General features: G+C 69.4%; 23 protein-coding genes and 1 pseudogene. 18 read left to right on the forward strand and 6 right to left on the reverse strand.

Going from position 1 to position 26,453, the window contains the following annotated elements:
* The first annotated feature begins 1,285 nt into the window (after nucleotides 1–1,285).
* The 3 genes from M6G65_RS29385 to M6G65_RS29395 all read left to right on the forward strand — a co-directional run bounded on the left by M6G65_RS29385 (nucleotide 1,286) and on the right by M6G65_RS29395 (nucleotide 3,739).
* Entirely contained in the window at nucleotides 1,286–1,918 is a 633-nt protein-coding gene (locus tag M6G65_RS29385) for a PRC-barrel domain-containing protein (RefSeq protein ID WP_238194772.1), read from the forward strand.
* 27 nt (nucleotides 1,919–1,945) lie between these two features.
* Nucleotides 1,946–2,185, forward strand: a complete 240-nt coding sequence (locus M6G65_RS29390; RefSeq protein ID WP_238194773.1) for a hypothetical protein — start codon at nucleotides 1,946–1,948, stop codon at nucleotides 2,183–2,185.
* Nucleotides 2,186–2,452: 267 nt separating this feature from the next.
* Complete coding sequence (locus M6G65_RS29395) at nucleotides 2,453–3,739, forward strand: c-type cytochrome (protein ID WP_238194774.1); 1,287 nt, start codon at nucleotides 2,453–2,455, stop codon at nucleotides 3,737–3,739.
* Between the two features lie 8 nt (nucleotides 3,740–3,747).
* On the opposite strand, the pseudogene M6G65_RS29400 reads toward M6G65_RS29395, so the two are convergent.
* Nucleotides 3,748–5,732: pseudogene (locus M6G65_RS29400) on the reverse strand (4Fe-4S binding protein).
* A gap of 194 nt (nucleotides 5,733–5,926) precedes the next feature.
* On the opposite strand from M6G65_RS29400, the gene M6G65_RS29405 reads away from it, so the two are divergent.
* The 12 genes from M6G65_RS29405 (at nucleotide 5,927) to M6G65_RS29460 (ending at nucleotide 16,111) form a co-directional block, all read left to right on the forward strand.
* Nucleotides 5,927–6,676, forward strand: a complete 750-nt coding sequence (locus tag M6G65_RS29405; protein ID WP_238194776.1) for a biotin/lipoate--protein ligase family protein — start codon at nucleotides 5,927–5,929, stop codon at nucleotides 6,674–6,676.
* A complete protein-coding gene (locus M6G65_RS29410) occupies nucleotides 6,673–7,224 on the forward strand; it encodes a DUF6505 family protein (RefSeq protein ID WP_238194777.1) in 552 nt (183 codons plus the stop codon). The genes M6G65_RS29405 and M6G65_RS29410 overlap by 4 nt, the downstream gene beginning before the upstream one ends.
* Before the next feature lie 4 nt (nucleotides 7,225–7,228).
* Entirely contained in the window at nucleotides 7,229–8,239 is a 1,011-nt protein-coding gene (locus tag M6G65_RS29415) for a DUF6352 family protein (RefSeq protein ID WP_250103212.1), read from the forward strand.
* A gap of 1 nt (nucleotide 8,240) precedes the next feature.
* Nucleotides 8,241–8,753, forward strand: a complete 513-nt coding sequence (locus M6G65_RS29420) for a DUF3305 domain-containing protein (protein WP_250103213.1) — start codon at nucleotides 8,241–8,243, stop codon at nucleotides 8,751–8,753.
* Nucleotides 8,750–9,499, forward strand: a complete 750-nt coding sequence (locus M6G65_RS29425) for a DUF3306 domain-containing protein (RefSeq protein ID WP_238194780.1) — start codon at nucleotides 8,750–8,752, stop codon at nucleotides 9,497–9,499. Before M6G65_RS29420 ends, M6G65_RS29425 begins: the two co-directional genes overlap by 4 nt.
* An 88-nt stretch (nucleotides 9,500–9,587) precedes the next feature.
* Nucleotides 9,588–10,211 (forward strand): TorD/DmsD family molecular chaperone, encoded by a 624-nt coding sequence (locus M6G65_RS29430; protein ID WP_238194781.1) that lies wholly within the window; start codon nucleotides 9,588–9,590, stop codon nucleotides 10,209–10,211.
* Between the two features lie 87 nt (nucleotides 10,212–10,298).
* On the forward strand, nucleotides 10,299–10,541 hold the full coding sequence (locus M6G65_RS29435) for a formate dehydrogenase (protein ID WP_024829467.1): 243 nt from the start codon (nucleotides 10,299–10,301) through the stop codon (nucleotides 10,539–10,541).
* Nucleotides 10,542–10,548: 7 nt separating this feature from the next.
* Nucleotides 10,549–13,491 carry a formate dehydrogenase subunit alpha gene (locus tag M6G65_RS29440; RefSeq protein WP_250103214.1) on the forward strand — a complete coding sequence of 981 codons (2,943 nt, stop codon included), beginning with the start codon at nucleotides 10,549–10,551 and terminating at the stop codon, nucleotides 13,489–13,491.
* 16 nt (nucleotides 13,492–13,507) lie between these two features.
* Nucleotides 13,508–14,104, forward strand: a complete 597-nt coding sequence (gene fdh3B / locus M6G65_RS29445) for a formate dehydrogenase FDH3 subunit beta (RefSeq protein ID WP_238194783.1) — start codon at nucleotides 13,508–13,510, stop codon at nucleotides 14,102–14,104.
* A gap of 89 nt (nucleotides 14,105–14,193) precedes the next feature.
* Entirely contained in the window at nucleotides 14,194–15,231 is a 1,038-nt protein-coding gene (locus M6G65_RS29450) for a formate dehydrogenase subunit gamma (protein ID WP_238194784.1), read from the forward strand.
* A 30-nt stretch (nucleotides 15,232–15,261) separates the two neighbouring features.
* Nucleotides 15,262–15,501 carry a hypothetical protein gene (locus M6G65_RS29455; RefSeq protein ID WP_192706346.1) on the forward strand — a complete coding sequence of 80 codons (240 nt, stop codon included), beginning with the start codon at nucleotides 15,262–15,264 and terminating at the stop codon, nucleotides 15,499–15,501.
* 58 nt (nucleotides 15,502–15,559) lie between these two features.
* A complete protein-coding gene (locus tag M6G65_RS29460; RefSeq protein ID WP_238194785.1) occupies nucleotides 15,560–16,111 on the forward strand; it encodes a hypothetical protein in 552 nt (183 codons plus the stop codon).
* A 140-nt stretch (nucleotides 16,112–16,251) separates the two neighbouring features.
* Here M6G65_RS29460 and M6G65_RS29465 read toward each other — a convergent pair whose 3' ends face one another.
* Nucleotides 16,252–17,400: an alpha/beta hydrolase gene (locus M6G65_RS29465; protein WP_283214830.1), complete on the reverse strand. Its 1,149-nt coding sequence runs from the start codon at nucleotides 17,398–17,400 to the stop codon at nucleotides 16,252–16,254.
* Nucleotides 17,401–17,644: 244 nt separating this feature from the next.
* On the opposite strand from M6G65_RS29465, the gene M6G65_RS29470 reads away from it, so the two are divergent.
* Nucleotides 17,645–17,884: a DUF2188 domain-containing protein gene (locus M6G65_RS29470; protein WP_238194786.1), complete on the forward strand. Its 240-nt coding sequence runs from the start codon at nucleotides 17,645–17,647 to the stop codon at nucleotides 17,882–17,884.
* Nucleotides 17,885–18,057: 173 nt separating this feature from the next.
* Here M6G65_RS29470 and M6G65_RS29475 read toward each other — a convergent pair whose 3' ends face one another.
* From M6G65_RS29475 to M6G65_RS29490, 4 genes are all read right to left on the reverse strand, one after another.
* The gene (locus M6G65_RS29475; RefSeq protein WP_238194787.1) at nucleotides 18,058–19,878 is read right to left on the reverse strand and encodes a PAS domain S-box protein; all 1,821 of its coding nucleotides are present in this window, start codon (nucleotides 19,876–19,878) and stop codon (nucleotides 18,058–18,060) included.
* Between the two features lie 764 nt (nucleotides 19,879–20,642).
* Nucleotides 20,643–21,488 (reverse strand): ABC transporter substrate-binding protein, encoded by an 846-nt coding sequence (locus M6G65_RS29480; RefSeq protein ID WP_250103215.1) that lies wholly within the window; start codon nucleotides 21,486–21,488, stop codon nucleotides 20,643–20,645.
* Nucleotides 21,461–22,171, reverse strand: a complete 711-nt coding sequence (locus tag M6G65_RS29485; protein ID WP_250103216.1) for an ATP-binding cassette domain-containing protein — start codon at nucleotides 22,169–22,171, stop codon at nucleotides 21,461–21,463. The genes M6G65_RS29480 and M6G65_RS29485 overlap by 28 nt, the downstream gene beginning before the upstream one ends.
* A complete protein-coding gene (locus M6G65_RS29490) occupies nucleotides 22,168–22,863 on the reverse strand; it encodes an ABC transporter permease (protein ID WP_238194790.1) in 696 nt (231 codons plus the stop codon). The genes M6G65_RS29485 and M6G65_RS29490 overlap by 4 nt, the downstream gene beginning before the upstream one ends.
* Nucleotides 22,864–23,250: 387 nt before the next feature.
* Here M6G65_RS29490 and M6G65_RS29495 point away from each other — a divergent pair, with 387 nt between their 5' ends.
* The gene (locus tag M6G65_RS29495) at nucleotides 23,251–24,342 is read left to right on the forward strand and encodes a molybdopterin-binding protein (RefSeq protein WP_238194946.1); all 1,092 of its coding nucleotides are present in this window, start codon (nucleotides 23,251–23,253) and stop codon (nucleotides 24,340–24,342) included.
* A complete protein-coding gene (locus tag M6G65_RS29500; protein ID WP_238194791.1) occupies nucleotides 24,339–26,327 on the forward strand; it encodes a molybdopterin biosynthesis protein in 1,989 nt (662 codons plus the stop codon). The genes M6G65_RS29495 and M6G65_RS29500 overlap by 4 nt, the downstream gene beginning before the upstream one ends.
* Nucleotides 26,328–26,453: the final 126 nt, after the last annotated feature.

The raw sequence follows: 26,453 nt of genomic DNA on the forward strand, positions 1-26,453 counted from the left end.
ATTAACTGCGATGGAGCGACAAGCCAGAAGTGTTCCAGATAATCGAAGGTACCTTCGTAAGAATATCGATTGTAAGTATTTAATGACCTGTTTGTCGGATTCGGCACACCAACACCGACGGTGAAAATCGAATTATTTCCAGGGCTCCGCCTCAAATCGTGACACGGTGGCTGCAGATCCGTGATATACTGGGCGCGGCTGATCATACGGGCTGCGGTTCTGCGATCTTCGGCTCGACCGCTGTTTCCGAGTGCATTTCGCAACATGTGTTTGCGAGTTAAGTGGCTGATCAAGGTCGACAAAGCTGCGAGCAATGAGGCATCCTGACCAACAAGCGCATCCGAAGAGTTGCGTTCGGGAGAGGGAATGCCGTCGTGGCAGTGGAACCATTACATCTCACCGTGAGCGCGCGTTATCGACTCAAGCTCCTCTCCCGGGGGCCTCGGCAGTACGGCCTTGAGGATTACCAGTGTAAAGCTCTGTCCCGCCGTGGCCTGATCGCGCCTCTTCCCGATCAGTCCGCAGATGGCACGCGCCGATGGGCCATCACCGAGGACGGCCTGACCGTGTTGCAAAGCTACATTCAACCGATCAGGAAGGCCGCCAGACAGCCGGAACGCAGCGCCATGATCCCGCAGGAGCCCCGATCGATCGATGACAGCGCGGGTTAGACCGGCTGCCCTTAATCATGCTTCCGGTGACGGATGGGGCACCGAACATTGTGGTAGCCGCCACTCAATGCGTACAAGGTTTGAAAGAGCGGGAATCCTCCTCCGGGTTGAATTGGTAGCCGACCCTTGCTCGGACCGGGCAAAGCCGCCCCACTACAAGCTATCCGCGAGACTGGCTCTATCGCCGCCGCAGGACGCCGCATGGGGATGAGCTGCCGATAGTCTCGCCCTTGACCGCTCCGACGAGCATTCGGCAGCTCTGGGCACATCCCGCTCGGACGGGTTGGCGGTATAGGGGCCGGACACGGCATCGCCGCAGCGCAGAAGGCGGATCTTGGCGCCTGTAGCGCTACGCCACGAGCCCTTAGACATCGGTGCGTCAGACTTCCAGCCTTGCGGGCCCTTCGCCGCGCGAAGTCCGATATTGATGCACGGCTCTTGACGCTGGTGTCAGCTGAACATGCCTGATCGGGCGTTCGTCACAGCAGGCCTTCCGAAGGCCTCGATCGCGGTCGGCACGATCGCCGGGCCGCCGGCCGCACCGTCGATGAACCCAAGGGCACAGTCCATTGTTCTCGTCGTGTCTGTTTTGGCACGAGTTCAGAGAGCCTGGGATGCGCGGTGCCCTTCTCAAAGCCAGGATGCTGGGTGTCCTCCTCGTCACCGCCGCGCTGCCTGCGGCGGCATCGCCGTCCGCGCAGTCGGATGCCCCCGCGGCTCGGTTCATCGAAGGCCCCGAGCCCGGAACCATATCGGCCTCGCAGATGATCGGGGTTCCGGTGATTGGAATGGACCACGTGGGGGTTGGAAAGATCGAGGACGTGTTGGTCGACGGAGGTGGTCAGGTCCGGGCCGTCATCATCGGGGTCGGCGGATTCCTGGGATTGGGCGAGAAATCCGTAGCGCTCCCCTTCGACCAGATCGCCTGGAATTTCAGCGATGTGTCGCTGACAAGCGGCCCGAGCTCGATCGTCACGCCCGAGACCGCGCCCGGCGCCGAGGCGGCCGCGCGGGTGGGGCCGGACACGATGCCGGGCGCGCGGACCACCCGCGATACCCTCGGTGCGGTTCAGAACCAGCATAGCGGGCGCGTGACCGAAGCGACCGGCTCCGCGGGGGCCGAGCGACCCAGCGGCACGCCGGCGACGGTCCTCGTCGGCGAGAAGCCCTGGCGCGCCGAAATCCGCCTGACGCGGGCGCAACTGGAAGCAGCGCCGGCGTTCCGCTCCGGGAAGTCCCGCCTCTAGCGTCCACGCCTCGCCCGGGAGAAAATCATGCGAAGCGCCGTTCTCACCGGCCTGATCTGGGCGTCGAGCCTTCAGGGCGCGCTGGCACAGCAAACCCACCCGGCACCCCCGATCTCGGAGACGGGCCCCGCGCAATCCAGCTCGGGCGCGGCCACGGCCGCGGCGATCGACTTCAACTGGGTCTGGCTGAGCCTGATTGTGGCCGTCGTGGTTCTTGCCCTCTGGTACATCGCGCGTCGACGTCAGTCCGGTCCGCCACCCCGCTGATCGCCGATCGGCGCGTCAAGGGCGCGCCGGCGCCGCACAGCAGGGGCAGCGCGTCCCGGAGCGGCAACAGAGACGCGGAGGCGGTTCGGATCATCGCCGGAGCGATGCGTCATCCCGGAGTGATGATCAGGATTCGACCTGTGCACCGCCCCGGCAATGCCGCGCGCCGTATCCGCGCCCGGAAGGCGATCGATGACCGCCGGAACCGCCGCGACAGGCCGGTCGGCGCTCCGCTATGGTGGGCGGCCCCTCCAGAGCCGAGCCTCGATGACCAGCTTCGCGCGGATCCTAGGTGTGATCGCTCTCCTGCTGCTCTGCGGCGCCCCGGCCCGCGCGCAGATGCGCGGCCACGGCGGCCCGGTCCGGGCGCTCGCCGTGACCGCCGACGGCCGCCTCGCAATCTCGGGCGGCTTCGACCAATCCGCCATCGTGTGGAGCATCGAGACCGGTGCCGCGCTCGGCGTGCTGCGCTTCCACGACGGCGCGGTGAACGCGGTCGCCGCGCTTCCGGACGGCCGTTTCGCCACGGCCTCCGAGGACGGGCGGATCGCCCTCTGGCGCCTCGGGCGCGCGGAGCCGGAACGGGTGCTCGAGGGCCATACGGGCCCGATCGTCGCGCTCGCGATCTCGCCGGACGGCCTGTCTCTCGCCTCCGGCTCGTGGGATGGCACGGCGCGGATCTGGTCGCTCTCCGGTGAGGACAGCCGGTCGCTCGATCCGCACCGCGGGCCGGTGAACGCGGTGGCCTTCCTGCCGGGCGGCGCGCCGGTCACGGCCGGTGCCGACGGGGCGGTGCGGATCTGGCCCCCGGAGGGCGGATCCCAGGTCCTTGCCACCGCACCCACGGGCCTCAATGCCGTCGCGGTGGCTGCGGACGGCGAGATCGCGGTCGCCGGGGCCGATGCGATCCTCCGCTTCGTCCGCACCGACGGCACGGTCCGGGCCGCTGCCGAGCTCGGCCCGAACCCGGTGATCGCCCTGGCCCTGTCTCCGGACGGAGCCAGGGTGGCGGCTGCGACGGCAGGCGGGACCATCGCGGTGGTCAACCGGGCGACCGGCCAGGTCCAGCTGCGCCTCGTCGGACCCGGCCTACCGGTCTGGTCGCTCGCGTGGCGTCCGGACGGGGCCGAGCTCGTCACGGGCGGCGGCGACCGCCTCGTCCGGCGCTGGGACGCGAAGAGCGGCGAACCGATCGGCGCGCTGATCATGCGGCGCCCGGCAGATCCCCTCGCTGTCCGGCAGGGCGGCCGGGGCGCCGAGGTGTTCGGGGCGTGCGTCGCCTGCCACACCCTCACGTCCGACGAGGGCGAGCGGGCCGGGCCCACGCTGGCCGGCCTGTTCGGCCGCCGGATCGCCAGCGTGCCCGGTTACCGGTACTCGGATTCGCTGAAGCGGATGGACCTCGTCTGGACACCCGAGACCGTCTCGCGGCTCTTCGAGATCGGTCCCGCCCGCTACACGCCCGGGACGAAGATGCCCGAGCAGACGATCGGCAGCGAAGCGGACCGTGCGGCCCTGATCGAATTCCTCGAACGCGCCACCGCGCCCCGCTGAGGCGCCCGTCAGCCGCTCGCGCGCTCGCGCAGGTAATCCTCGGTCGTACGGGGCTTGTCGCGTTCCGGCGCCGAATGCGGATCGAAGCCCTGATTCACCGCGACTTCGACCCGGCAATCCTCGCACATCGTCAGCGCTTGCAGGCGCGCCTCGCCGCCCGCCCCGCTGAACATCCAGTGCCGCTCGCGCAGCCGCTCGACGATGCGCTCGATCGTCGAGCGCGTGCCGAAGGGCTTGGCGCACTGCGTGCAGCAGAAGGGCTCTTCCTCCTTGACGACCCGACGGGGCGCCGCCCAGGCCTCGAAATCCACCTGCGGACGCAAGGCGATGACGTCCTCGGGACAGGTCGCGGCGCAGAGGCCGCACTGCACGCAGAGGCTCTCCTCGAAGCCGAGAAGCGGCTGCTCGGCGCTGTCGGAGAGCGCGTGGGTCGGACAGGCGCTGACGCAGGCCGGCACAGGGTGCAGTCCGCGACCCGGAAATCGAGGCCGCCGAAGGGGGCGCCGGCCGCGAGCGGAACCCGGCTCACGGGTGCCGGTGCGGCGCTGTGCATGTCGCGGAAGGCGTGGCGCAGCACCTCACGCTTGTTCCCCAGGAACAGCAGACCGGCCGGCACCGCGGCCTGCCGCCCCGGCGTGGCCTGCCGGAGGGCGGCGCCCAGGAGATCCGGATCATCGGTCTCGATGGTTTCGACCACGCGCCCGCCGCCTTCCGCACCGTAGCCCAGCGCCTGCGCCAGCGTCTCCCCGAGGGACAGGGTTCGGTACAGGGGTTCGAGGTCGTGCTTGCACGGGCCCGGACCAGGACCCGGATTCCGGCCGCGCCGTAGGCAAACAGGGCCGCGATCACCTCGGGTCCGATCTGCGTCACCTCGTTGACCTGCACCGGCAGCACATGTGCGGGAAGGCCGTCGCCATAGCGGCCGAGCGCATCGGCGAGGGGTTCGCCGTGGTCGCCGTCGTGGAACAGGACGAGGCCGTTCTGTCCGCCCGCCGCCCGATAGGCGCGCATCAGGCTGCGCAGCCGGCGCATCAGCGCGTCGGAGGTCGGCAGCGTGTAGGCGGCGGCTCCTGTCGGGCAGACCGCGGCACAAGAGCCGCATCCCGCGCAGACGTAAGGGTCGATGTGCACGGTGTCGCCCGCGGGCGCGATCGCGCCGGTCGGGCAGATTTCGAGGCAGCGTGTGCAGCCCGTGATGCGGGAGCGGCTGTGCGCGCACAAGTCGCCGTGGAAGTCGATGAAGCGCGGCTTGTCGAACGTGCCGACCAGATGGGACGCGTCCGCCAGCACGCGCTCCACGGCGGCCGGATCGCCCGGGTCCGCGCGCAGATAACCGCTCCGCACCGCGTGTGCCGGAAACAACGGCGCGCCGGCCGAGAGGTCGATGACGAGATCGCAGGTCGACACGGCGCCGTTTCGCGGCGCGCCGAAAACGAGGTGCGTGCGCGAGGACGGGGCCGGGAGGGCGTAATCGTCCGATGCCGAGCTCGAACGCTCCGAGGTACCCTTTCGCGGTCCGGATCGTGCCCTGCAGGACCGGGAAGGCGTTGCGGTGCAGCGGCGGGATCTCGCGGGGGCGGGTCAGCAGGACGGTGATGTCCAGATGCTCGGCGAGCCGCCGGCCAGCCTCGAGGGCCACCTCGTCGCGCCCGTAGATCAGGGCCACGCCGCGGCTTTCCAGGGAGACGGTGGCGGCGTCGGGAAGCGGCTCCGCCGCCGCGGCGAGCAGGGCGGCCATCTTCGGTCCGGCCGCCGCGGCATCGGACGACCAGCCGGCGGTCTCCCGGATCTTGGCATAGGCGACCCGATCCTCCGCGCCTGCCTCCTCCGCCACCTCGTCGAACAGCGGCGCCTGCAGCGTGCAGGACACCGTGACGGGCCGCCCGGTGGCCAGGGCCTCCCGGAAGCGGTCGAGTTCGCGGCCGCAGAGCTGGTCGGCGGTGCGAAGCTCGCCGCCGCAGGCCTGGCCCATGGCGGCGGTATCGAGGGACATCGTCCGCTCGCAGGAGCAGGCGAGTACGAGGCGGTCGGACAAGATCGGACCCGAATACAACTGCGAATGGAAAGCCCCTTCGCGCGACGGGGCCGGTCCCTTATACTCGAACCATTCGAAACAACGATCCGGCATGCGGGCGCAGGTCGCAACCCTGTCCCGCACTCTCATCGGCCCCTCGCCAAAGCCGCTCCATGACCGTCCTTGTCGATGCCGGCCCGTCGAGGCTGGTCCTGCCCCCCGGCTTCAGCGAGCGCGCAGCGGAGCGGCATTCCGACGCGCACGCGGAAGCCTGCCGGCTCGCCGCATCGGGCGAGGCGGAGGCGGCGACGCTCGTCCTGAGCCGGCGCGACGACCTGATCGACCTCGCCGTGGTGCTCGCCCCGGACGAGCCGCTCGCCACCGCGCGCCGCGCGCATTTCGCCGGCATGGTCGCCCTGGCGAATGCCGTCGGCGTCTTCGGACCGCCGGAGATCCCGGTGACGTTCGAATGGCCCGGGACGCTGCTGTTCAACGGCGCGCGCCTCGGAGGGGGGCGCCTCGGCTGGCCTGAAGCGTGCCGCGAGGACGAGGAGCCGGACTGGCTGGTCTTCTCGGGGATGCTGCTCGCCTCGAAGCTGGCGGCGGGCGACCCGGGCCACACGCCGGATTCCACCGCCCTGGAGGAGGAAGGTTTCGGCACGGACCTGCGCGCGCCCCTGGTCGAGAGCTTCGCGCGCCATCTGACCAAGACCTTCGAGATCTGGCGCGAGGACGGTTTCGGCCATGTCGCGGCGCTCTACCTCGCCCATCTGCCGCGGGAATCCGGTGTGCGGGCCGCGATCGAGCCTGAGGGCGACGGGAAGCTGACCTGGCCCGACGGGCGGGTCGAGCACCTCCCGCTGCGCGTGAGCCTGGAGGCGCCGGACTGGCGCGATCCGAAGACCGGCGGGGTCCTTCTGTGACGCTGAAGCTTCCCCGAACCCTGCGGCTCGATCCCTCCGACACCTTCGTCTTCGCGCAGGCCGCCGAACCCGGAGAATGGGCCGTCACCGGGACCTTCCTGTTCCTCGACGGGGATCCGTCGCGGCTGACCGGCAAGGCCCTGACGGCCTTCCGCTCGGGGTTCGTCGGCGTCCGCTCGCTCGGCTTCTCCACTCTGGTGGTGGTGAGCGAGGCCAGCGAAGCGGAGCGCGCGCAGGCCGAGGAGCACCTCGCCGGCCACATCCGCGCGCGCTTCGGGGCTCCCGACTGGGAGGCGGCCCGTGCGGCCGCCCGCGAGGAACTCGACGTCGCCGCGTCCCTCTGCGATCTGCCGGTCGGCAGCGTCGTGGCGATGCACCGCGTCGAGGCGGACGGTGCGATCCGGGAGGATTTCCGGACGCTGCACCACCGGCCCGGCGGCGACCGGTCCCACGGGCGCGCGTTCCACTTCGTCGAGGCCGACGCGGACGAGCCGGAGGAACAGGCCGACCTCGTCGGCCTTCTGCGTGATACGACGGCGGGAGGCTGACCGGATGACCGAGTTCTGGGTCTCAAGCGGCCATCACCTCACGCAGCGCACGGCCGGCGGCGGCCTCACGGTCACGGACGAACTGATCCTCGCGTATCTGGCGCGGCCCGAACTCGTGCCGCCGGACGACGCCTGCGCGTCCGAGGTCGCGCTCCACGCTGCCCTCATGGACGCGCCCCGGCGGCATGTGGAGCCCGCCGAGATCGCCGCCATCGCCGACGCCGACGCTCGGGAGAACTGGGCGGTGATCCTCGCCTTCCGCGATCGGCTGCTCGCCGCCCGCTCCGTCGAGGCCGGATATCTGTCGCTCGTGCGCGGCGACCTTCAGGGTGTGCCGTCCCTGTTCCTGAACCAACTCGTCCACCTGATCCTGCGCAACGCCCTCGACGGCTGCGACGACCCCTTCGTCCTGCGCGCGGCCGAGCTGTTCTTCCGCCCCCAATGCGTGAGCTTCCACGAGGGCGCTGTGCTCCTGGCCGACGCCGAGGTGATCGCCGCCCGCGAGGGAAGCGCGCCGCTCTCGCCCCTGCTGACGATGCTGGGCAAGGAGGCGGCGAACGAGCTGGACGTGCTGACGGCCGAGAATGCCTGGACGTACTGGAGCCGGTCGGACGCCTTCACGATGGCGCTCAATCTCGGCTCCGATCCCCGCAGCCGCGCGGGATTGGCGCGGGTGATCGAGACCTTCGTCGGCCACCTGCTGAACGTCGCGGTGCGCGTGACGCCCCTCGACCGGCTGGAGGACCCCGACTGGCGCTGGTTCGTCGGTCTCGACCAGGAGGCGACGCGCATCGGCAACGCGCTCTGGCGCGGCGACACGCTCGATGCCGGAACACGCGACCGGGTGCTCGCCGTGTTCAGCCTGACCTTCGGCGACCCCGCGCAGGTCCTGCCGACAGTGGGGGAGCGCCCGGTCTATCTCCTGCTCGCGGCGGCGCCGGATCGAAGCGTGCAGCTCAAGCCGCACAATCTCGTCGTCGGATTGCCCCTCGCCGAAGGCCGGGAGGCCGCCTGACATGTCCACGACGCCCGAGCATCGTTTCGAGGTCGGCATCATCGTCGCGCGGCGGCGCCTTTCCGGTCCCTGGGCGAGCCATGCACGGCTCCCGGTCGGGGCCCTGCCGGCGGCGGCGGCCGCGTCGCCCTGGACGAAGCTCTCCGAGACCGAGGACGAGGCGACCTTCTATGCCGGCTCGTACGAGGTCGCGCTGCATCCGGGCGAGACCGGGCACTACCGCGACAATCTCGTCTCCGGTCGCCCCTCCCTCTGGGTCGCCCTGCGCAACACCGGCGACGAGACCTACGAGGTCGCGAGCGTCACGGCCGACCCGTATGAGGGGGAATCCATGGCCGAAGGGGTCGGCGAGATCGTCGAGCCGGTGCCGATGCCGCCGGAGGTGCAGGCGAAGCTTCTGGCCTTCTTCGAGGCCTTCCACGTCGAGCGCAAGTTCGAGAAGCGCAAGCGCGATCGCGCCGATCCCGAGGCGCTGGCCCGCCGGGCGCACGGCGCCCGGGAGCGGCGCGAATGAGTGAGAATTTCCTCTCGCGATGGACGCGGCGCAAGCTCGCCGTGCGCGCCGCCGCCCTGACGGAACGCGGCGTGCCGGCCGTCCCCGACACGGCGCCCCTCCCGGAGCCGGACGCGGGGGCTGCCGAGGCGGATCTCATCGCGCCGCAGCCCGGACCCGAGGCGCGGCCACCGGAACCGGTGCCGGCGGACGATCCGGTGGTGGATCTCCCGCCCCTCGAAGCCCTGACCCCGGAGACCGATCTCGCCCCGTTCCTGCGGGCCGGCGTTCCGGCGGCCCTGCGCAACGCGGCCCTGCGCCGGATGTGGTCACTCGACCCCGCCATCCGCGACTTCGTCAGCGAGGCGCGGGAATACGCTTACGACTGGAACAGCCCGGGTGGCGTCCCCGGCCTCGGTCCGCTTCTGCCCAGCGACGACGTCCAGGCGATGCTCGGGCGTCTGCTGGGCGGGGCCGCCAAAGCGATGCCGGCGTCGGGTGAGACCCGCGATCGCCAGCCCGAAGCTTCGCCGGAGTCCGGTCGGACGCCGGAATGTCCCCTTGTGGCCGATGCCGCTCCGCCCGGACCCGATCCGCAGGACCACGCGCCGGCCCTCCCGGCCCCCGCGGCCACGGTCCAGCAAGCCGCTCCGGCCTTTCCTGATCCGACGCCCGCGCGCGATTCCGTGCCCGCAGCCGACGGAATGGAGGCGCGTCCGGGACCCCGCCTGCGGCGTCACGGCGGCGCGATGCCCAATACGGGCTAGGAGTTTTGGATTGCGGGAGATAAGAGCCTTTCTTATTGTCGTTCCAGAGAGCGGGATCGGTCCGATCTCGGGCGAGTAGAAAACTCCAGTGGCGTCGGCGTTCGGACCTGTGGAATCGGAGGCGCTGGGCGGCGCCCGCGTGGACGACGTCGACGGGCTCCGCGCGCGGCACTACGATCTCCTGGCCGTCCTGCTCGGACGTCCACCCAGTCAGGACCTGCTCGATACGCTCGCCGGCCTTTCGGGCGGTGAAGGGATCCTTGGCCAGCACGTCGCGGATCTGAGCCGCGCGGCGGCAGAGGCGACGGGCGCGGGAGTCGAGCGCGAGTTCTTCGCGCTGTTCATCGGCGTGGGCAGGGGCGAGCTTCTTCCCTACGCCTCCTACTATCTCACCGGCTTCCTCAACGAGCGCCCGCTCGCGCTGGTCCGAGAGGATCTCGCGGCCCTCGGCCTCTCGCGGGCCGAGGCCATGAGCGAGCCGGAGGACCACCTGGCCTTCCTCATGGAGGTGATGGCGGGGCTCGCCGGCGGGCGGTTCGAGGCCGGGCCCGATGTACAGGCACGCTTCTTCGGCCGGCACCTCGTCCCCTGGGCGGACCGCTTCTTCGGGGATCTTGAGCGGGCGAAGAACGCGCGCTTCTACCGTGCGGTGGGCAGCCTGGGACGGACCTTCATGGAGGTGGAGGCGGAAGCCTTCGCGATGGATTCGTGACGGGGATGCGGTGCCCGGTGGTCGAGCGTGACCGAAAGGCGTGACGTGAGTTTGCTATCAAGCGGGTGTCGCTGAGGGAGTTGGATGATGCGGCAGGATCCGAAGACGCTCGGTCGTCGCCAGTTCTTTCGGGCGCTCGGCGGAAGCACCGTGGCGGCCGCCGCCGCGGTCGCGTCGCCGATGGCTGCGACGGAGGCCCAGGCCTACGACCCGGGCCAGGACGAGACGCGCAGCCGGTACCGCCTGAGCGATCACGTAAAGGCGTTCTACCGGACCAACGGCTACGAGACGCTCCTGAAAAATCCCGATCCTGCGCCGGGGACGAAGTGAGGCTGCCATGCTGACGAAGCGGAAGAGCGGCGAGGCCAGCCGCAGCAAGCATCAGGCGGTCGCGGCCGGTCTCGCGGCGGGCGTGCTCGACCGGCGTGCGTTCCTGCGCAAGTCCGGGCTCACGGCCGGGGCGCTCGCCGCCGCGGGCTCGATCCAGCTCGGCGCCGTCCGCAAGGTCGAGGCCGCCGGCTCGTCGGCGGTCGGGCCGGGGACGGTCATCAAGAAGAACATCTGCACGCATTGCTCGGTCGGCTGCACGGTGACCGCCGAAGTCGTGAACGGCGTGTGGGTCGGCCAGGAGCCGTCCTGGGCAAGTCCCATCAACCGCGGCACCCACTGCGCCAAGGGGGCCGCCATCCGCGAGCTGGTCTCGTCGGACCGCCGCCTGAAATATCCGATGAAGCTCGTGGGCGGCCAGTGGCAGCGGATCTCCTGGGATCAGGCGATCGACGAGATCGGCGATAAGCTGCTGCAGATCCGCGAGAAGTGGGGTTCCGATTCCGTCTACTGGCTCGGCTCGGCCAAGTACACGAACGAGGCCGCGTACCTGCTGCGGAAATTCGGGGCCTTCTGGGGCACCAACAACGTCGACCACCAGGCGCGCATCTGCCACTCGACCACCGTGGCGGGCGTGGCGAATACCTGGGGCTACGGCGCCCAGACCAACTCGTACAACGACATCCGCAACGCCAAGACCATGATCATCATGGGCGGCAATCCCGCCGAGGCGCACCCGATCTCGATGCAGCACGTGCTGTCCGGGAAGGAGATCAACCGCGCCAACCTGATCGTCATCGACCCCCGTTTCACCCGCACGGCGGCGCACGCCACCGACTATGTGCGCATCCGCTCGGGGACCGACATCCCGGTCGCGTGGGGCATGCTCTGGCACATCTTCCAGAATGGCTGGGAGGACAAGGACTTCATCCGCCAGCGCGTCTACGCGATGGACGACGTCCGCAAGGAGGTCGCCAAGTGGACGCCCGAGGAAGTGGAGCGCGTGTCCGGCGTGCCGGGCGAGCAGCTCCGCCGGGTGGCGGAGAAGTTCGCCAAGGAGAAGCCCGCCACCATGATCTGGTGCATGGGCAACACGCAGCACACGGTCGGCACCGCCAATGTGCGCGCGCTCTGCATCCTGTGCTTGGCCACGGGCAATGTCGGCAAGCCGGGCACGGGCGCCAACATCTTCCGCGGGCACACGAACGTGCAGGGCGCGACCGACCTCGGCCTCGATGTGACGACCCTGCCGCTCTACTACGGCCTCGCCGAGGGCGGCTGGCGGCACTGGGCCCGCGTCTGGGAGGTGGACTACGCCTGGCTGCAATCGCGCTTCGATGAGGTTCCCGCGGCTGCCGGCCGCAAGGCGCGATCCCGCAAGGAGAACATGGAGACCCCGGGCATCACCTCGACCCGCTGGTTCGACTCCGTGAACCTTCCGCCCGACCAGATCGATCAGCGCAGCCCCACGCGGGCGATGATGATCTCGGGCCATGGCGGCAACACCGTCACGCGCCTGCCCGAGGCCCTCGAAGGCCTGAACAAGCTCGACCTGATGGTCGTCGCGGACCCGCATCCGACCACCTTCGCGGCGCTCGATGCCCGGCAGGACAACACCTACCTGCTCCCGATCTGCACCTCGCTGGAGATGGACGGCTGCCGCACGGCCTCGAACCGGTCCCTGCAATGGGGCGAGCAGATCGTGAAGCCCGCCTTCGAGTCCAAGAACGACTACGAGTTCCTCTACCTGCTCTCGAAGAAGCTCGGCTTCGCCGACCCGATGTTCAAGAACATCAAGGTCGAGAACAACGTCCCCCTGGCCGAGGACATCCTGCGGGAGATCAACCGCGGCGGCTGGTCGACGGGCTATTGCGGGCAGTCGCCCGAGCGCCTGAAGGCGCATATGCGCAACCAGCAAAAGTTCGACCTCGTCACCCTGCGGGCGCCGAAGGACGATCCGGAGGTCGGCGGAGACTATTACGGCCTGCCCTGGCCCTGCTGGGGCAAGCCGGAGATCCGCCATCCGGGCTCGGCCATCCTCTACAACACGGCGCTGCACGTGAAGGAGGGCGGCGGCACGTTCCGCGCGCGCTTCGGCACCGAACGCAACGGCGAGACCCTGCTGGCCGAGGATTCCTTCTCGAAGGGCTCCGACCTGACCGACGGCTATCCGGAATTCACCCTCGGCGTGTTCAAGAAGCTCGGGTGGGACAAGGATCTCACGGCGGACGAGCTGGCGACGATCCTGAAGATCGGCGGCGACAAGCCCGACACGGTGAGCTGGGCGACCGACCTCTCGGGCGGCATCCAGCGCGTCTGTCTCGAGCACGGCGTCTCGCCTTTCGGCAACGGCAAGGCGCGCGCGAATGCCTGGAACCTGCCCGACCCGGTGCCGGTCCACCGCGAGCCGATCTACTCACCGCGCCCGGATCTCGTGGCCAAGTACCCGACCCGGCCCGATGAGCGTCAGTTCCGCATGCCCAATATCGGCTTCTCGGTGCAGAAGGCGGCGGTCGAGCGCAACGTCGCCCGGGACTTCCCGATCATCCTCACCTCGGGCCGCCTCGCCGAGTACGAGGGCGGCGGCGAGGAGACGCGCTCCAACCCATGGCTCGCCGAGCTGCAGCAGGACATGTTCGCCGAGATCAACACCGGCGACGCGGCCGAGCGCGGCATCAAGGATGGTCAGTGGGTCTGGGTCACCGGCGCGGAGAACAACTCCAAGACGAAGGTGAAGGCCCTCGTGACCGACCGCGTCGGGAAGGGCGTCGCGTTCATGCCGTTCCATTTCTCCGGCTGGTACCAGGGCAAGGACATGCGCGACTACTACCCGAGGGGCACCGACCCGGTCGTGCTCGGCGAGAGCGTCAACACCGTCACGACCTACGGCTTCGATCCCGTCACCGGCATGCAGGAGACGAAAGCCACCCTGTGTCAGATCCGAGCGGCCTGAGAGGAGCGACCTGATCATGGCGCGCATGAAGTTTCTCTGCGACGCGGATCGTTGCATCGAGTGCAACGCCTGCGTCACCGCCTGCAAGAACGAGCACGAAGTGCCGTGGGGCATCAACCGGCGGCGGGTGGTGACGCTCAACGACGGCAAGCCCGGCGAGCGCTCGGTCTCGATGGCCTGCATGCACTGCACCGACGCGCCCTGCGCGGCCGTGTGCCCGGTCAATTGCTTCTACACCACCGCCGACGCGGTGGTGCTGCACTCCAAGGACATCTGCATCGGCTGCGGCTACTGCTTCTACGCCTGCCCGTTCGGCGCACCGCAGTACCCGCGGGTCGGGAACTTCGGGTCCCGGGGCAAGATGGACAAGTGCACCTACTGCTCGGGTGGCCCCGAGCCCGATCTCTCGACCGCCGAATACGAGAAGTACGGTTCGAACCGGCTCGCGGAGGGCAAGCTGCCGCTCTGCGCCGAGATGTGCTCGACCAAGGCTCTGCTCGCGGGCGACGGCGAGATGATCGCCGAGATCTACAAGCAGCGGGTGATCAAGCGCGGGTACGGCTCGGGGGCCTGGGGCTGGAAGACGGCCTACCGCGAGACGATCACGATCTGATGTAGGGCTGCTCCTCTGCTGAGGGGCGCGCAGGAACAGGGACCGCGGCAGAATCCGCGGACCGCTCGACCGATCTGAAAGGAACGCCGATGCGGCGGGCATGGACGCTTCTCAGCACTCTCGTCCTGGCAACGGCGCTCTGGACGGCACCGGGTGTCTACGGGGCCGCGCAGGCGCAGAACCCGATCCAGGCCGATGGGCAGAACCCGACGGGCGCGAACCCCACGGCGGATTCGATCAATGAGGAGCTTCTGTTCCGGCAGGCCCCCAAGATCAGCGGGCGCATCAGCATCCCGGACGGCAAGGCCGCCAACCTGATCCAGCCGCAGGGCCGCGCGTACCAGATGTTCCGCGAGGGGTGGCTGCCCTGGATCGGGGCGCTCGTGATCCTCGGCATGCTCGGGGCCCTGGCGCTCTTCTTCCTCTGGCGCGGCCGCATCATCACGGATCACAGCCAGGAATCCGGCAAGAAGATCCTCCGGTTCAACGCATTCGAGCGGTTCACGCACTGGATGACGGCCGTGTGCTTCATCATCCTGTCCCTGTCCGGCCTGAACTACATCTTCGGCAAACGGCTGCTGATGCCGCTGATCGGGCCGGATGCCTTCGGCGCGCTGGCCCAGTACGCGAAGTACAGCCACGTCTATCTCGCCTGGCCCTTCATGCTGGGCGTCGCCTTCATGATCGTCGTCTGGATCCGGGACAACATCCCGAACCGGATCGACTGGGAGTGGCTCAAAGCTGGGGGCGGCTTTATCGGCAGCAAGCACCCGCATGCCGGCCGCTTCAACGCGGGCCAGAAGGGCGTGTTCTGGATGGTGGCCGGCTTCGGCGCCGCCATGGGCGCCACCGGCCTGATGATGCTCTTCCCGTTCGCGCTCTTCGACGTCAACGGGATGCAGATCATGCAGGTGATCCATTCCCTGATCGGCATCGTCTTCATCGCCGGTATCCTGGCCCACATCTACATCGGCACGCTCGGGATGAAGGGCGCCTACGACGCGATGGGCAGCGGTCAGGTCGATCTGGCCTGGGCGCGCGCGCACCACGACCTCTGGGTAGAGCAGGAGCAGGCCCGCACCGCGAGCGGCCCGCAGCTCGGATCCCGCCCGGCACCGGCCGAGTGATGGGCCGGGCTCATATCAGGACAAGCTGACATGAAAGCTTTCATCGCCGCCGTCCTTGCCGCCGTTCTCCTGGGCGTTGCGGCCATGCTGGCGCTCACGAGCAATCAGAAGTTCGCCTACCAGGCATTCGCCACCTCGGGTGCGCGGGTCTCCGAGCCGGGCACCAACCTGGTCGGCCCGCGTTGGAACGGCGACCCGTCCCCCGATGAGTTCGCCGGCGAGCCGCATGGGAAAGCCGAGGGCGCCGCCTCGCAGCCGAAGCGCTCCTGAGACCCGGCATTCGAGCGCCAGCTGCGACGAGACCAAGCTTTCAGGAGGAGCGCATCCGATGAAGCGGCGACTGAGCACTTTCGCCCAGGCAATCGGCTTGGCAGGGGCCCTGCTCGTAGCGGACAACGCGCTCGCGCAGGAGAGCGGCACAGCCGCCCCATCCGGGCGTCCAGCCAATCTCTGCCAGGAGCTTCTGGCTTTCGTGAAGCAGCCGGAGCCGGCGAAGGAGGCCGCCGCGACGCCTCCGCAACAGGCGACCGCTGTTTCAAATCCCTCGGGGGCAAGCCAGGGTGCGGCCTCTTCCGCGGGCGGCGACGTCCAGCAGAAGTCCGGGCTGAGTGGCCCGACCCCGGGAGGTTCGCCAAATCAGGCGGGCACCGATGCTCAGCGCGGGCCGGCGAACCAGGCGAAGGATGCGCCGGCTGCCACCAAGCCGGCATCGGCACCTCACCCGGACGCCGCCACCATCGCGGCGGTCGAGGCCGCGGCCGCAGCCGACGACCAGCTCGGATGCCGTTCCGCCGCGCGGACAATGCGGATGCACGGTGTCGCCCTCCCGCCACCGCTTCTTGCGCTCGCCGCGCTCGATCCGAAATTCTACGGTCGGTAGCATCCGGTCTTCAGCACCTCACATCGCGGTGCGCCGGCGGCTTCCGGAACCGGCGCGCACCGGCCGCCTCCGGCCTTCGTGATCCTTCGCGATGACGTCTCAGGCCAAGGGGCGGACGTAGGGCACCGCGGAGCGGTGGATCACGCCGCGGCGTGCGCAAGGGCGTCGAGGACCAACTCGATCACGGCCTCGGGTTGCTCCTGCTGCACCCAGTGGCCGGCCCCCTCGACGAAGTGGCAGCCGAGCATGCGCGCGCACGCTTCCTCCTGCATGCGCTCCAGCGCGCCGGGGGCTTGGAACGGACCCCAGTCACTCCGCCCGGCCACGAACAGCGCGGGGACCTCGATCCGCTGACCGGCGAACCGCGCGAGGTCGCGGGCAAGGCTCCCATCCATTCGGCAGCGGTAGCCCTGGAGCGCCCCCTGGAAACCGGTCCGCGCGTACTCGTCGACGTAGACTGCAAGTTCCCGATCGGTCAGCCACGCGCAGTTGCCACCCGCGTCGGCGGGCATCTCGGGGGCGACCGTCGCCGGCATGCTCCGGCCGAGATCCATGATGTAGTAGGTCGGCAGCTCCGCCAGCGTCTCGGCGGTCCAACGCGCGAGCGCGTGCGGGCGGTTGTCCGGCCAGTCCGCACTCTTGTGGTGGAAATAGGCGCGCAGGAAGGCCGTCAGGCCCTGCGGGCTGCCGTCCATGTCGGGCGCGGCCGATCGTGACGCATAGTAGAGGTGGTAGTGCTCGCGCGGGCGCGGCAGGGCCGCGAGCGCGGCGTGGATCGGGTCGTCGGCGGGGGCATGCAGACTTCGCCCCAGCGCGTCGAACGTGGGGGCACCGGCAAACGGGGCGCTCATCAGCACGACTGCTCCGAACACATCGGGGCGGGCCAGCGCGCAGTAGCCGGCGATCCAGGACCCAAAATCATGCCCGATGATGGCGGCGGCTCGGTGCCGGCCAAGCGCGCTCGCCAGACACAGCAGATCGAGAAGGTGATTGTGGAGGCGGTAGGGCGCGAGGTCATCGTCGTAGCCGACCGAGCCGTTCGACGTGCGGCCATAGCCGCGCAGGTCGGGGGCTACGACGTGGTAGCCGGCCGCAGCCAGGGCCGGCATGATCTTGCGCCAGGAAAAGGCGATCTCTGGGAAGCCATGCACCAGAAAGATAAGGGGGCGGCCGGGCTCACCGTGGCCGGCCTCCAGCACGTGCATGCGCAGCCCGTTCACGCCGTCGACGAAGCGCGCGCGGATCCCGTGTGGAAGCGCCTCGAAGGAAAGTGGCGGGAGGTTGGCCATACCCATGTCGTGCGCTCCACGGCTGCCAAAGGGGCGCGGTCCTCGAACCTAGCGCGCGACCCGGGACCGGCCAATCCGGCCGCGGGGCAACGCACCTGACCTCCGGCAGCTTTCCCAAAGCGCCTGTCTATAGACCGGTTCAGACAGGCGCTTGGACGAGCGGCCCGCGTCCGCTTGCGGTTGCATCCCGCTAGAACTGAAGAGCGGAGTGCCGCGTTGCCTCGTGCAAGCGCGAGGTTCCGCCATGGCAAGCGTCACGTACCAAGTGGTCGAGCACGATGGAGGTTGGGCGTATAAAGTCGGCGATGTGTTCTCCGAGACGTTCCCAACTCGGAAGGATGCGCATGCGGCCGCGGAACGTGCGGCAGCGGAGCAGCGTGCACCGGACGATGACACCGTGATCAGCTACGAAGATGAGAAGTACCGGTGGCACGACGAGACCGCCCGGGGCGGTGACCGGCCCGAGACGAAGGTCGAGGATTGATGGTGGTGGGTTGCAGACCTGCCTGCTTCTCCCGGCCTTGGCGTTCGTCCACCGTTAGGTCGACTTCCGCGCTCTCATCCGGGCCTGAGGGCGCCTTGGGGCTGATCGGGGGACTGGACAGCCGTTCAGGTCAGATGCTGTCCGGTAGCCGCATTTGCCGGTTGAAGCGCGCCTCAGCGGACAGTCCGCTCGTGCGTGTCAGCAAGCGGCAGGTCGATCGAGCAGCGTAGCTCGTCCTCACCCAGTTCGTAGCTCGTGTGCGCCTTGAGCGCGTAGGGCAGCGCCTTCTCGATCAGCTCGCGCCCGTAGCCGCGCTGGACCGCGCTCTGCCCCTCAGGCTTCCGGATCCCCTCCTCGAGCCACAGCAAGGAGAGCCGCTGCTCCCCGGCCTTGGCGGTATAGGTGTCCCAACTGACCCATAGCTCGCCCTGCGCGCTGGCCAGAGCCCCGTATTTATGCGCGTTGGTGGCCAGTTCATGCAGGGCCAGAGCCAGTGTCTGCACGCTGGCCTTGCGCAGAACCACGCGTGGCCCCTCCAGCGCCACGCGGTTCTGCATCGCAGACACCCCGAAGGCGTCGAGTTCCGTGCGGATCAGCCCCCTGAGCGTGATGGGCTCCTGGTCCGAGCGCGAGAGCAGCCCCTGCACGCGGGCCAGGGCTGAGAGCCGGTCGTTGAACTGCTCGCAAAACGTCTCCGTCGGGCCGGTCTGCGCCATGGTCTTCTGCGCGATGGCGCGCACCACCGTGATCAGGTTGCGGGTGCGGTGCTGCAGCTCACCGACCATCACGGCCTGACGCTCCTGCAACTCGCGCAGCTCGTGAATGTCCATGGCCGCGCCAAACCATTCCGTCACCTGGCCCTGCGCGTCGAAGATCGGCACCTGTCGCGCCAGAAACCAGCGGTACTGCCCGTCTCGGCCGTGCAGGCGGAGCTGCATGCTGATCGGCTGCCGGCTCTCGATCCCGCTTCGGAAGAGTTCACGGGCGGCCTTTCGGTCGTGGGCGTGAATCGGCTCAAGCCAACCGAAATCGTCCACCTCACCTGTCAGCTGGCCGGTGTAGTCGAGGAAGGACCGGTTCTCCGAGAAGTTCGTGCCGCTTGCGTCCGAGCGCCACAGGATGACGGGCACAAGGCTCGCCAGGGCCCGGAACCGCTCTTCGCTTTCCCGGAGACGCTCTTCGGCGCCGTGCCGGTCTGTGAGGTCGGCTGTGACCGCCAACAGCGTGCTCGGCTGATCTGGTCCATGGTGCAGCGGCTGTACGCGGCTGTTGGCCCACACGAACGTGCTGTCCGGGCGCATGTAGCGCTTGTCGAGGGAAGCGGGCTGATCGGTCCGGAGTGCCTCGGAGACGGCCTTCAGGCTCGGTGGGACATCGTCCGGGTACGTGACATCCATGACCGTCAGGCGCAGAACCTCGTCACGGGTGCGCCCCAGGATTCGGCAGAGTTCATTGTTGGCCCGCAGGAAGCGGCCATCCTGCGCGAGTTCCGACAACCCGACAGCTGCGTTGCCGAAGATCGCGGCGAGTTGCTCGTCACTCGCACGCAGAGCCGTCTCGGCGCGCGTGCGCCTGCCGATCTCGGTGCCCACCATGTGGACGTAAGCCACATGTCCCGCCTCCTCGCGCACGGGCGTGAGAATGGCGTCGAACGCGTCGGCTTGCGGATTGCCGTCGCCGCGCGTGTCGAGCGGCTGACCGTGGACTTGCACGACCTCGCCCGCGAACGCCCGCCGGTAGAGGGTTTCAACCGTAACCCAACCGGCCGGAAAGGCTTTTGGCAGAGGCTGGCCGAGAGCTGCGGGATGGTGCGCACCGTAGAGCGCGGCGGCGGCATCGTTGTAGATCAGGATGTGATCGGGCCCGCAGACAAGACTGGCCACCAGCGGGTTGGCCAGCACCATCTCGACAGCGAGCTTGAGGCGCGGCGACCAGTGCTCGATCGATCCGAGCGGTGTTGCCGCCCAGTCATGAGCACGAATGCACTCGGCCATCTCTCCCTGGCCGGGTCTCCACACAGGCGAGCTGGTATTGCTACCCATCCTGCGTCTCAGATCTTGGCGTCTGGACCGAGTTTATCCGAGATTTGAAGCGACGGATAGCAACGCAGGTGACGCCGCTTGGCTCAGAGTCTCGCGTGATAAGGGCTAGGCAGTAATCAGGTCTGCCCCGTCGGAGAACAGCCGACACCTTCAGTCCGCTGAGCGGCCGGAGGCAGCGGAGCGCATTCAGCAGCGCACGCCAGTCTCAGCTTCCACGTAATGCCGCGCCTTGCTGAGGACTGAGCAGGGATCATACCCTCTGGTTCTCGGAAGAAGCAGCAGGTCGGTGATCAAGTCTACGATCTCGCAGGCGGGCACACCACCGGTCCAGCGCCGGTCAGCGCCTTCGACGTGGAGGTAAGCGTCGAGAGCGGCTTGCGCGAGTTCAACGCGTCTGATCGTCGTGGGCATAGGCGTTCTCCCAGCCGCCCAGCCATGTCGACGATTGAGCTGGCGCGGACATGCGCGCGCTGCGCCTTGAGAAGAACGTTGCGGAACCGGAATGCGTCCCCTGGTGATCCCTGGGACGCTGACATCGCGGCGGTGCTGTCGCGGCCCACGAGCGCGATGCCAAAGCGCCTATCGGGCCGTGCGCTGCTGAGTTGGTGTCTTCGACGACGAACCTTGGAACGCGCACAACATACCTGGTCGCCGCGTGTCAGCCCGCGGGGCCGCGCGTCGATGCCAGTCCGGCCCTCCAACGCGCGGATACCGGGTCAGCGCGTCACAGGCGCGCCGGCGCTCGGGAAGAACAGCTGTTCGCCGCCGACCTTGTAGCCCGCGATCGCCTGCTGCCCCGCCGGTGAGACAAGCCAGTCGATGAAGGCCTGCCCCTCCTTCGCCTTCACGCCGGGGTGCTTGTCGGGGTTCACCAGCATCACGCCGTAGGGGTTGAACAGGCTCGGATCCCCCTGAACCAGGATGACCAAGTCGGCGCGGTTCTTGAACGCGAGCCAGGTCCCTCGGTCGGCGAGGATGTAGGCGCCGAGCGCTGAGGCCGCGTTGAGCGCGGGGCCCATGCCCTGGCCGACATCCCGGTACCAAGGACCGCGCACGGCCGCGAGATCGACGCCCGCCTCCTTCCAGCTGCGCAGCTCGGCGCTGTGGGTGCCCGAGCGGTCACCGCGCGACACGAACGCCGCCTTGCTGGCCGCGAGCTTGGCGAAGGCCTCGCGCACGCCCAGGCCGCGCACGCCGGCCGGATCGGAGGCCGGGCCGATCAGCACGAAGTCGTTGTACATCACGTCGTACCGCGTCTTCGCGAAGCCCTCGGCGAGGAACTTGTCCTCGGCCGGACGGTCGTGGACCAGCACCACGTCGGCATCGCCGCGGCGCGCGGCGTCGAGCGCCTGGCCCGTGCCCAGAGCGACGACCTTCACGTCGATCCCGGACGTCTCCCGGAAGAGCGGGAGGATGTGCTTGAACAGGCCGGACTGCTCGGTCGAGGTCGCCGAGGCGACGACGATCGAGGTCGGTTCGGCGTGAGCCGACGGCAGGAGGCCAGCCGCGCTCAGGAGCGCGGCCAATCCCAGGGTCAGGAGGCGACGACGGAAGGGGTCCACGGCAATTCCCCAGCGAGGTAGGCCCGCGCCTCGGAGGTGCGGGGCGAGAACAGGATCTGGCGGGATGGACCATGCTCGACGGCGCGGCCGGAGGCCAGCACGATCGCCGTGTCGGCGAGGCGCGCCACCTGCCCGAGATTGTGTGAGACGAGCACCACCGTGGTGCCCGCCCGCGCCATCGCGGACACCAGTCCCTCGGCGATCTCGGTCGAAGCCGGGTCGAGGTTCGCGGTCGGCTCGTCGAGGAGGAGCAGGTCCGGTTCGACCGCCCAGGCGCGGGCCAGCGCCAGCCGCTGCTGCTCGCCGCCGGAGAACCGCGTCGCGGCATCGCGTGCACGCTCGGCGAGGCGGACGCGGGCGAGCGCCTCCTGCACCCGCACGGCGCGCGCAGGACGGGGGAGGCCTCCGAGAGCCAGCGCGACGTTCGCGGCCGCGCTTGCGCGGATCAGCGCGGGCCGCTGAAACACGAAGGCCCGCCGGTGCAGGCCGACCCGGACCGTTCCGCTGTCGGGTCGCAGGAGCCCGTCGATGACCCTGAGGGTGACGCTCTTGCCCGCTCCGTTTGGGCCGATGATGGCCGTGACGCTGCCCGAGGCGACCTCCAGGCAGAGATGGTCGAGCACCGTTCGCCCGTCGAGGGACAGAGCTACGTCTTCGAGGCGGATGGCAGGCGTCGCGCTCATCCATACACCCGTGCGGCGTGCCGGCGGAGCAGGGCCACGGCGACGTTCACCACCAGAACGAGGCCGATCAGCACGAGGCCGAGCGCCAGGGCGAGGCTGAGATCGCCCTTCTGGGTCTCCAGCGAGATCGCCGTCGTCATCGTGCGGGTATACCCGTCGATGTTCCCGCCGACGACGAGGACCGCCCCGATCTCCGAGATTGCCCGGCCGAACGCGGCGAGCGCCGCGGTCACGAGGGAGAAGCGCACGTCGTAGATCATCGCCCCGGCCTGACGCGGGGCGGAGAGCCCGAGGGAGCGCAGCTGCTCCCCGAGATGCACCCGGGCGTCGGCGACGACCTGCTGCGTCAGGGCGGCGACGAGCGGGGTCGCGAGCGTCGCCTGTGCGGCGATCATCGCGCCGGGGGTGAACAGCAGGCCGAGCGGTCCGAGCGGACCGGAGCGGGAGAGGACGAGGTAGAGCGCGAGGCCGACGAGCACCGGCGGCAGCCCCATGAACGCGTTCAGCAGGCCGACCACAGCGCCGCGCCCGGGAAAGCGGGCGACAGCCACGCACGCACCCAGGGGTATGCCGAGCACGAGACCGATGCCGACGGCGGTGAGGCTGACACGCAGCGACAGCCACGCGATCGCCAGCACGTCGCGATCCAGACTGCACAGGCGGGACAGGATTTCCTGAAGCGTCTGCATCATGCGCCCGGGCCCGTCCTCAGGAAGGGGACGGGGCGGATGGCGCGATCAGCCGATGAGTCCGACCTTGAGACGCAGGTTCGGCGGAATGGACCTGTCATGCCTACCAGGGAAGCGCGTGCGGATAGTCAGTGAGCATATCGCCCGAGGCGACCGTTGTCGTGGCGTCGGGACGTTCGGCGAGGCCATCGCTGTCCGTCAGGGATGCGAGCAGTAACCCTTCGCGGGGGAACATGCTCGCCACGGGAGCATCGTCGGTGCCGCATTCCAGGCAGAGCCGCACGTGTTCTCGCCGACGCTGCTTCTTTCGGTACTCGAACGCGGCGCACGCCGGGTCGACCGCTGCGCCGCCCCTTGATCCTCGAACCCGGATGGCGCATCGCCGCCACGATGATCCGAAATGCGTCCTCGGCGCTGATCCCGCTTCGGGAGGCGGCGAACCTGCTCAGCGGCGAAGCTGCTCCCGTCGCCCCCGTGACGGTTGCGCTCGCAGCGGCGCTCGGACGCATATCCGCAGGAGCGGTCGTCGCGGGCTCCGACGTGCCCGTGGGCCTGACGGCGATGCGAGATGGCTTCGCGGTCGATGCCGCTTCGGTGGGCGGTGCGTCGGCCTACGCGCCGATCTTCCTGGGGCGGCCGCCGCCATGGGTCGAGGCCGGACAGCCGCTGCCGTCCGGCACCGATGCCGTCTTGCCCCCGGAGGGATTTGTAGACGGCATGGTCGTCGCGGACATCGCCCCGCGGGAAGGTGTGTGTGGAGCGGGCGATGACGTCGCTGGCAGCGACAGGCTGATCGAGGCGGGCACACGGATCGAGCCGCTTCACCTGCTCGTCTTGGAGGCAACCGGCCTCAAGGCGTTGGACGTCCGTCAGCCACTCTTGCGCGTCGTCACCGCGGGGGCGTCCAGCCTCGATACCGTGTCGCCCCTGCTGAGGCGTCTGATCGCGCGGGCAGGTGGGACAACCGAGGCCGTTCGCGCCCAGGGAGTCCGGGACATCGTCGAGGCCATCCGCGGCGGCACGGCAGACGCGGTGCTGGTGGTTGGGGGGAGCGGTTTCGGTCGCTCGGACCAGAGCGCTGCGGCCCTTGCCATCGCCGGGGAAGTCCGCGCGCACGGCATCGCAATGCGGCCCGGGGAAACCACCGCCGTCGGCTCCGCAGCCGGCAGGCCGGTTCTTCTGGTGCCCGGGCGTCCCGAGGCGGCACTCGCCGCGTTCCTGGCCCTCGGCCGTCCTCTCATCGCGCGGCTCGCCGGCGCGCAGGACCGCTTGCCGCGGCGGCACGTCCTCGTACGGAAGATTGTCTCGTCGATCGGTCTGTCCGAAATCGTCTTCGTCCGAAGCGGGCCGGATGGCGTCGAGCCACTTGGCGGAGCCGGCCTTCCGCTTCGTCGGTTGGTGCAGGCGGACGGCATCATCGTGGTCGAGCCGGAAAGCGAAGGCTTCCGGGCCGGCGAGGAGGCAGAGGTTTGGGCCCTGTGAACGCCGATGCAGACCGTAACGAGGCGGCGGATTTCGCCGAGCGTCTCGCCGCGGCCTCAAGCCAGGAGCAGTTTCTCAGGGTGATGAGCCGGGACGATGCGCTCGCAACGTTCCGGGCGGCGGTCCCGCACACGCGCCTGCCTTCCGAGACGGTGCCCTTGGAAGACGCGCTCGGGCGCGTGCTCGCCCGCGACGTGGCCTCCCCGATGGACGTTCCGCCCTTCGACCGTTCCCTGGTCGACGGGTTCGCCCTGCGCGCGGCCGACACCGAAGGAGCCGGGCCGGCGAGCCCACGGCGTCTCACGCTGAACCGCGAGATCCTCGCCTGCGGCGTCGCGCCGACAACCGTAGTCCGGCCGGGAACGGCGACGCCGATCTCAACCGGCGGCATGATCCCTCGTGGTGCCGACGCGGTGGTGATGGTCGAGCACTCGGAATTCGACGCCCGGAGCCTTGCCGTCGATGTCTTGACCGCGGTTCGGCCCGCGCAGTTCGTGGGATATGCCGGGGCCGACATGGCCCGCGGCGAGACGGTGCTGCGAAAGGGGACGCGGATCACTGCCCGCGAAATCGGTATGCTGGCGGCGTGCGGCCTGGCGGCCGTCGACGTCACCAGACGCCCGCGCGTCGCGGTCCTGTCCACGGGAGACGAGCTGGTCGCACCGGGCGAGCCCCTTCCCGAAGGCGCGATCTACGACTCGAACGGCGCGATCATCGCGGCCGCGGTGACCGAGAACGGCGGGGAGCCGGTTCGGCTCGGGATCGTGCGCGACGATGCTGCCGTCCTCGAGGCCGCCCTTCGGTCCGCCCTCCAGGACAGCGACCTCGTCGTGCTCTCGGGAGGCACGTCCAAAGGCGCCGGCGACGTCTCGCACCGTGTGCTGTCCCGCCTCGGCGAGCCGGGAATCCTGTTCCACGGCGTGGCCCTGAAGCCCGGGAAGCCGCTCTGCGTGGCGGTGGCTCAGGGAAGGCCCATCATCGTCCTGCCGGGATTCCCCACCTCCGCGATGTTCACCTTCCACGACTTCGTCGTTCCGTTCGTGCGGGCGCTTGCCGGGCTGCCGCCGCGGGAGGACGAGACGATCGAGGCGCGCGTGTCCCAGCGGGTACCCTCCGAGCTTGGTCGCACCGAGTTCGTGATGACCTCGCTCGCCCTCGGTCCCGAGGGGACGATGGCCCTGCCGCTGCCGAAGGGCTCGGGTTCGGTCACCGCCTTCTCGCAGGCGGACGGGTTCTTCGCGGTTCCAGCCGCGCGCGCAGGCATCGAAGCCGGAGAGGGCGTCGCCGTGGTCCGCCTGGGCGCCGGCGTTCGGGCGCCCGACCTGACGATCGTCGGCAGCCATTGCATCGGTCTGGACCGGGTGGTCGGCCTGCTCGCCGAGCGCGGCTACCGCGCCCGCACCATCTGGGTCGGGTCGGCCGGCGGCCTTGCCGCCTTGCGACGCGGCGAATGCGATGTCGCCGCCATGCACCTCTTCGATCCCGAGACGGGCCGATACAATGCCCCGTTCCTCGCCGAGGGGATGTCCCTCGTGCCCGGCTGGCGCCGCCTCCAGGGCGTCGTGTTTCGCCGCGGCGACGTCAGGTTCGAAGGTCGGGACGCCGCGGACGCGGTCGCCTCCGCGCTCGCCGACCCCGACGCCGTGATGGTCAACCGCAACGCCGGATCGGGCACGCGCCTGCTCGTCGACCGGCTGCTGAACGGTGCCCGGCCGGCGGGGTTCTGGAACCAGCCGCGCTCGCATAACGCCGTCGCCGCGGCGGTCGCGCAGGGCAGGGCGGACTGGGGCGTGGCCATAGCAAGCGTCGCGGATGCCTACGGGCTGGGCTTCCGTCCACTGACGGAAGAGGCTTACGACCTGGCATATCGCGAGGACGCCCAGGGGATGCCGGCGCTCGCGGCCTTCCTGAGTCTGCTCGGCGAGCCCGGGACGGCCGCCGCGCTGCGCGATCTGGGCTTCTCGCCCGCCGCAGAAGCCGCGTGACGCTTGCAGGGCTTGCCGGCCTGCGCGGGTGGCGTGCCCCCGACCCGCGATGAGGTGGACCCACCTCGGTGGAACGAAACGGACGATCCTGTCGCTCGCCGGGATGATCGGCGAGGCCGTTTCGCG

Source organism: Methylobacterium tardum, assembly GCF_023546765.1.
Taxonomy (GTDB): Bacteria; Pseudomonadota; Alphaproteobacteria; order Rhizobiales; family Beijerinckiaceae; genus Methylobacterium; species Methylobacterium tardum.

Excerpts from the sequence above, each read along its gene's own strand:
- M6G65_RS29385 (WP_238194772.1), top strand. The coding sequence starts at position 1,286 with ATGCGCGGTGCCCTTCTCAAAGCCAGGATGCTGGGTGTCCTCCTCGTC.
- M6G65_RS29390 (WP_238194773.1), top strand. The coding sequence starts at position 1,946 with ATGCGAAGCGCCGTTCTCACCGGCCTGATCTGGGCGTCGAGCCTTCAG.
- M6G65_RS29395 (WP_238194774.1), top strand. The coding sequence starts at position 2,453 with ATGACCAGCTTCGCGCGGATCCTAGGTGTGATCGCTCTCCTGCTGCTC.
- M6G65_RS29405 (WP_238194776.1), top strand. The coding sequence starts at position 5,927 with ATGACCGTCCTTGTCGATGCCGGCCCGTCGAGGCTGGTCCTGCCCCCC.
- M6G65_RS29415 (WP_250103212.1), top strand. The coding sequence starts at position 7,229 with ATGACCGAGTTCTGGGTCTCAAGCGGCCATCACCTCACGCAGCGCACG.
- M6G65_RS29420 (WP_250103213.1), top strand. The coding sequence starts at position 8,241 with ATGTCCACGACGCCCGAGCATCGTTTCGAGGTCGGCATCATCGTCGCG.
- M6G65_RS29425 (WP_238194780.1), top strand. The coding sequence starts at position 8,750 with ATGAGTGAGAATTTCCTCTCGCGATGGACGCGGCGCAAGCTCGCCGTG.
- M6G65_RS29435 (WP_024829467.1), top strand. The coding sequence starts at position 10,299 with ATGCGGCAGGATCCGAAGACGCTCGGTCGTCGCCAGTTCTTTCGGGCG.
- M6G65_RS29440 (WP_250103214.1), top strand. The coding sequence starts at position 10,549 with ATGCTGACGAAGCGGAAGAGCGGCGAGGCCAGCCGCAGCAAGCATCAG.
- fdh3B (WP_238194783.1), top strand. The coding sequence starts at position 13,508 with ATGGCGCGCATGAAGTTTCTCTGCGACGCGGATCGTTGCATCGAGTGC.
- M6G65_RS29450 (WP_238194784.1), top strand. The coding sequence starts at position 14,194 with ATGCGGCGGGCATGGACGCTTCTCAGCACTCTCGTCCTGGCAACGGCG.
- M6G65_RS29455 (WP_192706346.1), top strand. The coding sequence starts at position 15,262 with ATGAAAGCTTTCATCGCCGCCGTCCTTGCCGCCGTTCTCCTGGGCGTT.
- M6G65_RS29460 (WP_238194785.1), top strand. The coding sequence starts at position 15,560 with ATGAAGCGGCGACTGAGCACTTTCGCCCAGGCAATCGGCTTGGCAGGG.
- M6G65_RS29465 (WP_283214830.1), bottom strand. The coding sequence starts at position 17,400 with ATGGCCAACCTCCCGCCACTTTCCTTCGAGGCGCTTCCACACGGGATC.
- M6G65_RS29470 (WP_238194786.1), top strand. The coding sequence starts at position 17,645 with ATGGCAAGCGTCACGTACCAAGTGGTCGAGCACGATGGAGGTTGGGCG.
- M6G65_RS29475 (WP_238194787.1), bottom strand. The coding sequence starts at position 19,878 with ATGGCCGAGTGCATTCGTGCTCATGACTGGGCGGCAACACCGCTCGGA.
- M6G65_RS29485 (WP_250103216.1), bottom strand. The coding sequence starts at position 22,171 with ATGAGCGCGACGCCTGCCATCCGCCTCGAAGACGTAGCTCTGTCCCTC.
- M6G65_RS29490 (WP_238194790.1), bottom strand. The coding sequence starts at position 22,863 with ATGATGCAGACGCTTCAGGAAATCCTGTCCCGCCTGTGCAGTCTGGAT.
- M6G65_RS29495 (WP_238194946.1), top strand. The coding sequence starts at position 23,251 with ATGATCCGAAATGCGTCCTCGGCGCTGATCCCGCTTCGGGAGGCGGCG.